The sequence below is a fragment of the uncultured Thermomonas sp. genome (assembly GCF_937872235.1).
Lineage (GTDB): Bacteria > Pseudomonadota > Gammaproteobacteria > Xanthomonadales > Xanthomonadaceae > Thermomonas > Thermomonas beijingensis.
In genome coordinates this window covers 1-12300 of the sequence record NZ_CALMPC010000123.1, presented here as the reverse complement: position 1 = coordinate 12300, position 12300 = coordinate 1, and the positions used below count along the sequence as shown (strand labels likewise).

The following is a 12300-nucleotide window of genomic DNA, read 5'->3' as shown; positions in this document are numbered from 1 at the left end:
CTGCCGCCGCCGTGGGCCAGCGCGATGCGCAGCTTCGGCAGCCGTTCCAGCACGCCGCCGAACACCAGGCAGCAGGCGGCGCGCGACTGCTCCGCCGGCATCCCGACCAGCCACGGCAGCCAGTATTTCGGCATCGACTCGGCGCCCATCATGTCCCACGGATGCACCAGGATCGCCGCGCCCAGCTCGCTGGCGGCTTCGAAGAACTCGAACAGCTCCGGTGCGTCCAGGTTCATGGCCTCGACGTGGCTGCCGATCTGCACGCCCTGCAGGCCCAGTTCGTCCATGCAGCGCTCCAGCTCGCGCACCGCCAGCGAAGGCGATTGCAACGGCACCGTGCCGATGCCAGCGTAGTGGCGCGGAAAGTCGCGGCAGGTCTGCGCCATGTGGTCGTTGAGCGATATGTGCAGTTCCAGCGCCTGGTGCGCCTTGGCCCAGTAGCTGAACATCACCGGCACGGTGGACAGCACCTGCACCTGCACGCCGAAGCCGGCGTAGTCGTCGATGCGGATCTGCGGGTCCCAGGTCTTCGGCCAGATCTCGCGGAAGAACTTGCCGTCCTTGTAGATCCGGTGACGTCCGTCATCCCCGTGGTGGATCACCGGGAAGCGGGCGTCGCCGTATTTCGTGGCAAGGTCCGGCCAGTCGCGCGGCAGGTAGTGGGCGTGGGTGTCGATTTTGAGCATGACGCGATTCTAGGCCCTAGTGCGGGATATGGCGTCAGCAACTCGCCGCTAGCCCTGTTCCAGCAACCGCTTCGCCGCCGCACGCGCCTCATCACTGACATCCGCACCGCCCAGCATGCGGGCGATTTCCTCGATGCGGCCAGCACTGTCCAGGGCGAGCACCGCCGATTGGGTGATGCCATCTTGCGCGGCTTTGCTGACGCGATATTGGGTGTGGCCGGCTGCCGCCACTTGCGGTTGGTGGGTGACACACAGCACTTGCTTGGATGCGCCAAGCTGCCGCAGTTTGGCGCCCACGGCAGCGGCCACGGCGCCACCGATGCCGGCATCGACTTCATCGAAGATCATGCAGGGCACGGCGTCCTGGCCTTGGGTGGCCACTTCGATCGCCAGCGAAATGCGCGAAAGTTCGCCACCCGAGGCCACTTTGCGCAGTGGGCGCGGCGGTTGGCCGGGGTTGGCGGCGACCAGGAATTCGGCGCGTTCGCTGCCGTTTGGATCCGGTATTGGATGGGCGTTGGCTTCGAGTTGGACGTCAAAATGACCCCCGGCCATGCCCAGTTCGGCAATCAGCAGCGTCACGGCGGTAGCCAGGGTGCTGCCGCAATCGCGGCGCGAGGCGCGCAGTGCATCGGCGGCGTGTTGCCAATCGCTTTGCGCGCTGGCGATAGCGCGATCCAGCCGTTGCAGGGTGGCATCGGCATCGGCCAGTGCATCCAGTTCGATGGCGAGCGCGTCACGATGGGCAGCAAGTTGGTCGGCAGGCACGCGGTGTTTGCGCGCCAAATCCTGCACGCGGGTGAGCTGGCGTTCGATCTCGGCCAGCGCATCGGGGTCCAGCTCCAAATCGCCACGGATGCGTTCCAGCAGGGCGAGTGCTTCATCCAGTTGGATGACTGCCGAGTCCAGCAGTGCATCCACATCACGCAAACGTGGCTCGTGGGCGACTTCACGTTGCAACCCGCTGCGCAGGTGCTGCACGCGGCTGGCCAGTGCGTCATCACCATTCAATGCAGTCAGCCCCGCTTCGCAAGCAGCAATGAGCGACGCCGCATGCGCGTGGCGGCGGTGGTTGGCGTCAAGTTCGGCCAGCACGGCAGGCTCCAGTGGCTGCGCCTGCAATTCGTGCAATTGGTGTTGCAGCCACTGTTGGCGGTCGGCCACATCGCCACGGGCGAGCAGGCTGGCGCGTTCTTCGGACAGTTGCTTCCAGCGTGTGGCGGTGTTGCGCACCGCGTCGAGCAGTGTGGCGTGGCGGGCAGCGGCATCGAGCAAATCCGTTTGCTGGCCGCGCACCAACAAGGCTTGTTGGGCGTGTTGGCCGTGGATTTCTACCAGTAATCGCGCAAGTTCAGTCAATTGCGCGATGGTGGCAGCACGGCCATTGATCCATGCCTTGCTGCCACCGTCTGCGCGCAGTGTGCGGCGTAGTTGGCAGGTGTCGCCCTCATCCAGTTCCGCGTCGGTCAGCCAAGCGCGGGCAAGCGGCGCATCGGCAAGATCAAACTCGGCTTCCAGCTCGGCGCGCTGTGCGCCATGGCGCACCACACCGGCATCGGCGCGGGCACCGGACAAGAAGCCCAGCGCATCCACCAGCAAGGATTTGCCAGCGCCGGTTTCACCGGAAATCACGGTCATACCCGCGCCAAACTCCAATGCGGCATGGGCAACAACGGCAAAATCCCGGATGGAAAGTCGAGTCAACATGGCTGCGCATTGTGCCTGCGCCCGCTTGCATGCGGTAGCGGTTGCGGCATACAACATGAGGATGGCTCGAAAAACTGCCCACGACATTGCCCAAGACCCGCGTGCCCGGCAACTGCTGCGCACCTTGGTGGCGCGGCATATCCGCTCTGGCGAGCCGGTGGGCTCGCAGACCTTGGCCAAGCACGCGGGGCTGGATGTCAGCCCGGCCACCATCCGCAATATTCTGGCCACGCTGGAAGATGCCGGCCTGCTGGCCGCGCCGCATAGCAGTGCCGGCCGTGTGCCCACCGCACAGGGCTATCGCTTGTTTGTGGATACCCTGTTGCAGGTCAAGCCCTTGGCCGAGAGCGAAACCCGGAACTTGCGCAGCAGCTTGCAGGTGGGCGCGGGTACCCGCGCATTGCTGGACAGCACGTCGGAATTGCTGTCCACCATGACCCATTTTGCCGGTATGGTGAGTGTGCCCAAGCGTGAAAGTTTTGCGTTCCGGCAAATTGATTTTGTGGCACTGGACCCGCAGCGGGTGTTGGCCATCGTGGTGTTTGCCGATGGCGAGGTGCAAAACCGCGTGGTGCAACTGCGGCGCGTGGTGACGCCGTCAGAACTGGAACAGGCAGCCAACTATCTGAACACGCATTTTGCCGGGCAACCGCTGGGCTTGATTCGTGCAGGGTTGTTGGGCGAACTGCGCGCAGCACGCAGCGAGATGGAACGGCTGTTGGCCAGCTCGCTGGAATTGGCCGAGCAAGCCTTTGCCCCCGCCAATGAGGACGACATGCTGGTGGCCGGGCAGACCCGCTTGCTGGGCCTGCAGGATATGGCCGACATGGAGCAGCTGCGCGCGCTGTTCGAAGCCTTCGCCGAAAAGCGCGAGCTGCTGCAATTGCTGGAACGCACCGCCAAAGCGCCGGGGATGCGCGTATTTATTGGCGAAGAGGCTGGCCTTGCATCATTGGAAGGGATGTCACTGGTGGCTGCGCCGTACGGCCGCGATGGCCGCGTGCTGGGGGTGTTGGGCGTGATTGGCCCCAGCCGCATGGCCTATGAACGGGTGATCCCGGTGGTGGATGCGGCAGCGGCGCTGTTGGGGGCCGCCTTGAATCCGGAGAGCTGAGCCCCCATCCCCGGTGGCAGTGCGGCATTGGGCCGCGAATTCAAGCCGTGGACATGAGCATGGACCCGACGCAGGACACTAACGACGCCACCAACGAGGTGGATTCGCACGACCCCATCGAAGCACTGCACGCCGAAATCGAGCAGCTCAAGGCGCAATCCTTGGTCGAGCGCGCTGATCTGGACAACCAGCGCAAACGCTTGGCCCGCGACATCGAAATGGCGCGCAAGTTTGCCAACGAGCGTTTGCTGAGCGATTTGCTTCCGGTCTTCGATAGCCTGGATGCCGGTTTGAATGCGGCAAGTGGTGATACCGGCGCACTGCGCGACGGGATGGAATTGACCTACAAGCAGCTATTGAAAGTGGCGGCCGATAACGGCATGGAAGTACTGGACCCCACCGGCCAGCCGTTCAATCCCGAGCATCACCAGGCCATCAGCCAGGGCGAGTCCGAGGGCGTTGCGCCCGGGCATGTGATCACCGTGTTCCAGAAAGGCTATGTGCTGAACGGACGGCTGTTGCGTCCGGCATTGGTCATCGTGGCGAAGCACGATTGACCGCAATTGATTGTTGCCAGGCCTTGAAGCCGGCTTCGGCATCCCCAAATAACGACCATCGGCGCAGTGCGCCATTGCATACCAAACTCAAGAGGACACTGTCATGGGCAAGATCATCGGCATCGACCTGGGGACCACCAACTCCTGCGTTTCCATCATGGAAGGCGGCAAAGCCCGCGTCATCGAAAACAGCGAGGGTGACCGCACCACCCCGTCCATCGTGGCATGGACCAAAGACGGCGAAGTGCTGACCGGCGCATCCGCCAAGCGGCAAACCGTCACCAACCCGAAGAACACCTTCTACGCGGTGAAGCGCCTGATTGGCCGCAAGTTCACCGACGCCGAAGTGCAAAAGGATTTGGGTCTGGTGCCGTACACCATCACCCAGCACGACAATGGCGATGCGTGGGTGGCATTGGCCGATGGCAAGAAGCTGGCGCCGCAGGAAGTCTCCGCCAAAGTGCTGGAGAAAATGAAGAAGACCGCCGAAGCCTTCCTGGGCGAAACCGTCACCGAGGCGGTCATCACCGTGCCGGCTTACTTCAATGACAGTCAGCGCCAAGCCACCAAGGATGCCGGTCGCATTGCCGGCCTTGATGTGAAGCGCATCATCAACGAGCCGACCGCGGCCGCGCTGGCCTATGGCCTCGACAAGGGCGACAGCAAGGATCGCAAGATCGTGGTGTATGACCTCGGTGGCGGTACCTTCGACGTGTCGATCATTGAAATCGCCAACATCGACGGTGAAAAGCAATTTGAAGTACTGGCCACCAATGGCGATACCTTCCTGGGTGGCGAAGACTTCGACAATCGGGTCATCGACTACTTGGTGGAAGAATTCCAAAAGACCGATGGTGTGGACCTGCGCAAGGATCCGCTGGCCCTGCAACGCCTGAAGGATGCGGCCGAGCGTGCCAAGATCGAGCTTTCCAGCAACCAGCAGACCGACGTCAACCTGCCGTACGTGACGGCCGACGCCACCGGTCCCAAGCATCTGAACATCAAGCTGACCCGCGCCAAGCTGGAAGCTTTGGTCGACGATCTGGTGAAGAAGACCATCGAGCCGTGCCGCGTGGCATTGAACGATGCCGGCCTGCGTGCGTCCGACATCAATGACGTGATTTTGGTCGGCGGCCAGACCCGCATGCCGAAGGTGCAGGCCGCCGTGGCCGAGTTCTTCGGCAAGGAGCCGCGCAAGGACGTCAACCCCGACGAGGCCGTGGCTATTGGTGCTGCGGTGCAGGGTGGCGTGTTGGCCGGCGACGTGAAAGACGTGCTGCTACTCGATGTCACTCCGCTGAGCCTGGGTATCGAAACCTTGGGCGGCGTGTTCACCAAGATCATCGAGAAGAACACCACCATCCCGACCAAGGCTTCGCAAACCTTCAGCACCGCCGAAGACAACCAGAGCGCGGTGACGGTGCATGTGCTGCAAGGCGAGCGCGAACAGGCCCGCTACAACAAGTCGCTGGCCAAGTTCGACCTCACCGGCATTGATGCTGCCCCGCGCGGCATGCCGCAGGTGGAAGTGAGCTTTGACATCGACGCCAACGGCATCGTGCACGTCACCGCCAAGGACAAGAAGACCGGCAAGGAACAGAAGGTCGAAATCAAGGCGGGCTCGGGTTTGAATGACGATGAAATCCAACGCATGGTGCAGGACGCCGAAGCCAATCGTGAAGAAGACAAGCGCTTCCACGAGCTGGTGACGGCACGCAATCAGGCCGATGGTTTGATCCATGCCACCCGCAGTACCATCAAGGACAACGGCGACAAACTGCCGGGTGAGGCGATCGGTCGCGCTGAAGGTGCCATCGCCGAGCTTGAAACCGCGATGAAGGGTGACGACAAGGGCCAGATCGAAGCCAAGGCCAAAGCGTTGGAAGAGGCCGGTCAAGCCCTGTTCGCCGCTGCTGCCGCTGCGGGTCAACAGCAAGGCGCATCGGCGGATGCCGGCAAGCCGGCCGATGATGTGGTGGATGCCGAGTTCACCGAGGTCAAGGACGACAAGAAGGATTGACCGGGGTTTAGCATCGTCAACGCCCAAACGCCCGATATCGGGCGTTTGGTGCGTCAGGGGGAAAGATGGGCAAAGGGCGGATGGAAGCATTCAGTGATGGGGTGATCGCGGTGATCATCACCATCATGGTGTTGGAACTGAAAACTCCGCACGCCGCCACTTGGCAGGCATTGCTGGCCAATACACCTGCATTTTTAAGCTATGTGCTGAGCTTTGTGTATGTCGGTCTGTACTGGAATAACCATCACCACTTGCTGCATGCTGCAGAGCGGGTCGATGGCCGGGTGTTATGGGCCAACTTGTTCTTTCTGTTCTGGCTGTCGCTGTTCCCCTTTGTCACCTCATGGGTCAATGAAGCCGAGCCCATGCCGGCGTCAATCCCCACGGCCATGTATGGTGTGGTGCTGTTGATGGCGGCGGTGGCGTGGATGCCGCTTTCCTACACGTTGATGCGCTGCAACGGTGGCAACAATGGCGTGCTGGGGCGTGCACTCGGCGGCCAACGCGGTGACTGGAAAGCCAAATTGTCGCTTGCAATCTATGCCGCCGGGATTGCGTTGGCCCTTTTAGCCCCAATCTTCTCTTGCATCCTGTACGCGTTGGTCGCGGTGCTGTGGATCGTGCCGGACCGACGCATTGAATACCAGTTGAAACAACACCCATGAGCAAACGCGACTACTACGAAGTGCTGGGCGTGGCCCGCAATGCCAGCGATGATGAGCTGAAGAAGGCCTATCGGCGCAGCGCGATGAAGCATCACCCCGACCGCAACCCCGGTGACAAGGCGGCGGAAGCGGCGTTCAAGGAGTGCAAGGAAGCCTATGAGGTGCTGAGTGACGGCGGCAAGCGCCGCATGTACGACCAGCATGGTCACGCCGCATTCGAGCATGGCATGGGCGGCGGCAACGCCGGGCCGGGTTTTGGCGGCGCCGACATGGGCGATATTTTCGGCGACATCTTCGGCAATATTTTTGGCGGTGGCCGCCAACAGCGCCCCCGGCGTGGCGCCGATGTGGGTTACATGATGGAGCTGGATCTGGAAGAGGCCGTGGCCGGCATCGACAAGCAGATCCACATCCCCACCTTGGCCAATTGCGAGCCGTGCAAGGGCAGTGGCTCGGCCGATGGCAAAGTGGATACCTGCACCACCTGCAAGGGCCGCGGCCAAGTGCATATGCAGCGCGGTCCGTTCACCATGCAGGCGCCGTGTCCGCATTGCGAAGGCAGTGGCAAGTCCATTGCCAACCCCTGCAAATCCTGCAATGGCAATGGCAGGGTGGAAGAAGAGAAAACCCTGTCGGTGAAAATCCCGGCGGGTGTGGACAATGGCGACCGCATCCGCCTGGCAGGCGAAGGTGAAGCTGGCCCTGCCGGCGCGCCGCCGGGTGATTTGTATGTGGAAGTGCGGGTGCGCGAACACGCCATCTTCCAGCGTGATGGCGATGACCTGCATTGCGAAGTGCCCATCCGCATTTCACAGGCGGCATTGGGCGATAGTGTGCGCGTACCCACCTTGGGCGGTGAAGTGGAGCTGCGTATTCCGGCCGAAACCCAGACCGGCAAAGTGTTCCGGTTGCGCGATCGCGGGGTGAAGTCGGTGCGCAGTCGCGCGCCTGGCGATCTGTATTGCAAGGTGGTGGTGGAAACCCCGGTCAATCTGACTGCCGAGCAGCGCAGCTTGCTGGAGCAGTTTGAAAGCACCTTCGGTGGCGAAGGCGCACGTCGGCATTCGCCCAAAGCCAGCACCTTTTTGGATGGGGTGAAGGGCTTCTGGGATCGAATGGTTTCCTGAGCCACCAACCGCCCGCAGCGGCGCTTGCGAACGTAGAATTCGGGCTCCCCTGCGGAGCCCGTTTTCGTTGAACACATCCCCACTCATTGGCATCGTCGGTAGCGCCGGTGCATATGGTCGTTGGTTGCGCAGGTTTTTTGAGGCGCAGATGGGCTTGACCGTCATCGGCCATGACCCGGCCGATGCCACATCGCACAGTGAGGAAGATCTGCTCACGCGCGCCGATGTGCTGCTGTTTTCGGCGCCGATCCGGTACACGCCCGCGTTGATCGAACGCTACATCGCGCAATCCGCCGGCCGCGAGGCGGGCAAATTGTGGCTGGATATCACCTCGGTGAAAGTGGCCCCGGTGGCGGCGATGCTGCATTCGCAAGCCGAGGTGGTGGGCCTGCACCCAATGACCGCACCGCCCAAATCACCCACCTTGCGCGGGCGCGTGCTGGTGGTCTGCGCGGCACGCATAGCACGCTGGAAACCGTGGCTGTCCGCATTGCTGGCGGCGTTGGAGGCCGAATGTGTTGTCGCCACACCAGAGCAACATGACCGCGCAATGGCATTGGTGCAGGCGCTGGTGCATGCGGGGCACTTGGCGCAGGCGAGTGTGTTGAATGATCCTGCGGCGCGACCGGGAGCGCTTGAGACCTTGCTGCCGTTTCGGTCAGCATCGTTTGAAATGGATGCAGCTATCGCCGCCCGCATCTTGTCGCTGAATCCTTCGATCTATGAAGACATCCAATTCGGCAATCCGTATGTGCCGGATGTACTGCGCAGGGCGGCCGAACGTCTGCATCGCATCGCCACGCTGGTGGGACAGGGCAGTGACGCCGCACGCAATGCCTTTCGCCAGGAGTTCTTGCTGCACAACCAGCAAGGCTTCGGTGATGTGGTATTGGCCGAGGGCAATTACACCTTCGAGCGGCTGGGCTATCTGTTGGCCGACCTGCATGACGAGCACAGCATGAGCATCCATTTGCCGGAAGATCGCCCCGGCTCCCTGCGTGACCTGCTGCAGATCTTCGAGCGGCATGGCGTCAATATCGCCTCGTTGCATTCCTCGCGGACACCTGCGGGCGAGGTGCATTTCCGGTTTGGGTTTAGTCGCGATACGCGGCCAACGCAGCTTTCTGAGGTTGCGCAAACTTTGCAGGGAAGTGGAATTGGACGGGTCTTGCCCGATTGAACGGTCACATTCTGGAGGTGAACGGTGGCGGAATAGTGTGAACCATGACGTTTATCAATAAACAGAGTGCATAAATTGGCTATTGTTGGCACCTGTACAAACAGGTATCGCCTGTCATGACATTCCGTTCCCCCGCGGGATCCTCCTCTGAGTTCCAGCACCCTTACGGGTCATTGCTTGACGCCTTGCAAAAGCGCGTTCTAGATAGCGTAGTGCCTGCGTTGGACAGCAGCCTGTCCGAATTGGACGACTATCTATTCGACCGCAGCCAAAGTGGCGAACAAGCGCTGGGCATGTTGGCTCTGCGTGAAATGCGCCGGGTGCGCGCAGACATGTCCAAAACCTTTCGCCAAAGCGTTGCCGATCGTTTTCGCGAGCTACGTAAACGGCGTGCTCCGGAAGATGGCGAAGCCGTTGGGCTTGGTCTGAGCTTGTTGTCCGATCAGGATTTAGAGCAGCAATTGGCAGTGGATCAATTGGCGCAGTCGGTGTTGCGTAATGCCTTGCCGGCGTTCGAAGTCGCCACGCAGCGCTTATGCGTCGTCGTGGGCCAGCCGCAATTGGAGTCCAATGCCAATCCGTTGGGCCCGGCATTTCTGGCCGCTGCCTTAGGGAAAGCGATGGGGCAGCTCGAAATCGAAGCCGAGCTGCGCATCGTGATCTTCAAGTTCTTCGAGCGCGCTCTGGGTGAAGTGTTGGCCGAGTTGTACGATCGTTGCAATGGGCTGATGGCCAGTGCCGGCGTGCTGCCCGAGCTTCGTGCCAGTGGTAAAACCCAGCATGCCGCGGGGAAGCACCATCCCAAGCGGCCAGAATCGCACGCCGAAGAGGCTGCCCAGGTAGCAGCACAGGCCGCAATGCAGGCGGCCTATCAGGACAACCAAGTCGCCCGACGCATGCCGGCACAAGCGGGATGGGACACCGCGCAAGTGCAGATCAATGCCGCCGATCAAGCCCTGTTTGCCAGCATGCTGGGGCAACTGCAAGGCTGGCGCAACGTCAATAACGTGGCACCGCAGCATGATTCGGCAGGCCCTGCCACCACGCTGTCCACGCATGACTTGTTGTCCATCCTGTCTTTGATGCAGCGCGAGGCTGACCCTGTGCCCATGCCGTCCACGCAGGGCGGCAAGCCGCAATCGTTTGCTGGCCAATTGCGCCAGCAGATGGCGCAGAGCGCACGCAAGCTGGGGGTCGCTAGCGACAACGTGACGCTGGATGGGCTTGATGGCGATGCCGTCGACCTGGTCGCTCTGCTTTTTGATGTACTGCTGGATGGGCCGCAATACAATTCCAATATCCGCCAAAAAATCGGCCGTATGCTGGTTCCGTTCGTCAAGGTCGCGGTTAAGGATCGCCGCATGTTCCTGTACAAGGAACACCCGGCACGGCGCTTGCTCAATACCGTGGCCGAAGCCTGCGAAGGCAATCGTGGTGAGGCGCCGCAAGAGCAGGAGCTGCTCGACCACGTTGACCACACCATTGACAGGTTAGTGTCCGAGTTCAATGAAGATGTCGCGATTTTCGAGGCACTTGAGCAAGACCTGCGCATGTACATGGCGCAGCATCGCAAGCGCTTTGAATTGGCCGAAAAGCGCACTACCGAAGCTCATCGCGGCCGCGAGCGGCTGGAGCAGGCCCGCACCGAAGTCAGCACTGACCTCGAGCAGCATCGTGGCGGGCGTGAACTGCCGTCGGTGATTGATGAGTTCCTATCCACCCATGGTCAGCACCATCTGACCCAGATTGTGCTGCGTGATGGGCGCGATTCAGCGCGTTATCAAGACGCACTGCAAGGTATCGACGCGCTCTTGATGGCGGTTGACGGGGCGATGCATGGCTTGGTAGTGCCTTTGCCGGAGGCCGAGTTATTGGCGATTCTGGCCAGTGCCGGCTGCGTCGGTGAAGACGGGCAAGCTGCACTGGAGGCCTTGGCTGACATTATCTCCAGGTTGTCTGTGGGGCAAGCCACAATCGCCAGCGACGAACGCATTCCGGCTCCGATCGTGCTGGCAGAGCCTCCCCCGCCGCCCACGCCGCAACTGGAAGTTGTTGGCGGTACTGAAGCGGTGGTCTGTGATGACAATCTGTTGACGCGCGTCAGCAAACTGAAAGTCGGCGACTGGTTGCAATTGCAAAGCGCAGACGGACAATTTGCACCGGCGAAAGTGTCGTGGATCAGTCCGATTTCCGCACGGTTGTTGCTGGTCAATCGGCGCGGGATTCGAGTACTGGTCGCATCCGTCCGTGAACTTGCGGTGATGGCCGCGCTAGGCAAGATCACCTTGCGTGATGGCGAAGCCGCATTCGATGATGCCATGCATCAGATGGCGGGGCGTTTGCGCGGAGCTGCCGCAAACGCCTGACGTCATGGGCCTGGCTGCGCACGTGCAAATGCGCGTGCGCAATGCTTGCTGCTGCAGCCTGCAGCCGCTAGCCTGCAGGCATGAATACACCGATTCGCATTCTGATCCACGGCAGCAGTGGCCGCATGGGGCAAGCCCTGCAGCGTTTGGGCAAACAACCTGCCAGCGGTTGCCAGGTTGTCGCTGCAGTGGCACGCCGCGTTGATCTGCGCGTTGTCGATGGCATCCCGCAATTTGCAGCCAGCGAGCTTTCCGGCGTGCCTGATTTCGATGTCGCCATCGACTTCAGTCTGCCGCAAGGATTTGATGCCATCTTGCAGCTGTGCCTTGCGCGCAAGGCTGCACTCGTCTCCGGCACGACCGGCTTGAGTGAAGCTCAGCAAGCTGCATTGGCGGCCGCCAGTGAGCGCATTCCGCTGATTTGGGCCAGCAATTTCAGTCTCGGTGTGGCGGTGTTGCATGATTTGGTCGAGCGCGCCGCAAGCATGTTGCAAGGCTGGGACTGCGACATCGTGGAAGCCCACCACACACGCAAGCAGGATGCCCCCTCAGGCACTGCATTGACCCTTGGCAGATCTGCCGAAGCCGGCGGTGCGCATCCGCATTACGCCAGCATCCGTGCCGGCGATATCGTCGGCGAGCATCTGGTGCAATTCACCTCCGCCGGCGAGCGTATCGAGTTGGTGCACCGCGCCCACAACCGCGACATCTTCGCGAGTGGGGCATTACATGTTGCACAGCGCCTGCATACCCGTCCGCCCGGGCAGTATCAGGTGAGTGAGTTGCTGAAGTGAATGCAGTCAGATTCTTGGGGGAGTGACTGAATAACGCGATATCGAACCTTGTACCGTGTTTTTGATGCTCAAAGCCATCACGGT

Annotated in this window: 10 protein-coding genes; 8 read left to right on the top strand and 2 right to left on the bottom strand. The window is 61.4% G+C overall.

All coding sequences use genetic code 11. The features are described 5' to 3' along the window. Both QWB57_RS10765 and recN read right to left on the bottom strand, forming a co-directional pair. Nucleotides 1-686, bottom strand: a 686-nt coding sequence (locus tag QWB57_RS10765; protein ID WP_288969518.1) for an amidohydrolase family protein, incomplete at its 3' end; no start/stop codon positions are given. Between the two features lie 48 nt (nt 687-734). Then, nucleotides 735-2393, bottom strand: a complete 1659-nt coding sequence (gene recN / locus QWB57_RS10760; RefSeq protein ID WP_288969516.1) for a DNA repair protein RecN — start codon at nt 2391-2393, stop codon at nt 735-737. A gap of 61 nt (nt 2394-2454) precedes the next feature. Here recN and hrcA point away from each other — a divergent pair, with 61 nt between their 5' ends. From hrcA to dapB, 8 genes are all read left to right on the top strand, one after another. Next, nucleotides 2455-3507 (top strand): heat-inducible transcriptional repressor HrcA, encoded by a 1053-nt coding sequence (gene hrcA, locus QWB57_RS10755; RefSeq protein WP_223627423.1) that lies wholly within the window; start codon nt 2455-2457, stop codon nt 3505-3507. Between the two features lie 53 nt (nt 3508-3560). After that, nucleotides 3561-4064, top strand: coding sequence for a nucleotide exchange factor GrpE (gene grpE, locus QWB57_RS10750; RefSeq protein ID WP_223627424.1), 504 nt, complete (start codon nt 3561-3563; stop codon nt 4062-4064). Between the two features lie 103 nt (nt 4065-4167). After that, nucleotides 4168-6084, top strand: a complete 1917-nt coding sequence (gene dnaK / locus QWB57_RS10745) for a molecular chaperone DnaK (protein ID WP_223627427.1) — start codon at nt 4168-4170, stop codon at nt 6082-6084. An 80-nt stretch (nt 6085-6164) separates the two neighbouring features. Continuing rightward, on the top strand, nt 6165-6749 hold the full coding sequence (locus tag QWB57_RS10740; protein ID WP_288969513.1) for a TMEM175 family protein: 585 nt from the start codon (nt 6165-6167) through the stop codon (nt 6747-6749). Next, nucleotides 6746-7876 (top strand): molecular chaperone DnaJ, encoded by a 1131-nt coding sequence (gene dnaJ, locus QWB57_RS10735; protein ID WP_288969511.1) that lies wholly within the window; start codon nt 6746-6748, stop codon nt 7874-7876. The genes QWB57_RS10740 and dnaJ overlap by 4 nt, the downstream gene beginning before the upstream one ends. Before the next feature lie 67 nt (nt 7877-7943). After that, nucleotides 7944-9056 carry a prephenate dehydrogenase gene (locus QWB57_RS10730; RefSeq protein WP_288969509.1) on the top strand — a complete coding sequence of 371 codons (1113 nt, stop codon included), beginning with the start codon at nt 7944-7946 and terminating at the stop codon, nt 9054-9056. A gap of 116 nt (nt 9057-9172) precedes the next feature. Beyond that, nucleotides 9173-11422 carry a DUF1631 family protein gene (locus tag QWB57_RS10725; RefSeq protein WP_288969507.1) on the top strand — a complete coding sequence of 750 codons (2250 nt, stop codon included), beginning with the start codon at nt 9173-9175 and terminating at the stop codon, nt 11420-11422. A gap of 80 nt (nt 11423-11502) precedes the next feature. Further along, nucleotides 11503-12216, top strand: coding sequence for a 4-hydroxy-tetrahydrodipicolinate reductase (dapB, locus tag QWB57_RS10720; protein WP_223627439.1), 714 nt, complete (start codon nt 11503-11505; stop codon nt 12214-12216). Nucleotides 12217-12300: the final 84 nt, after the last annotated feature.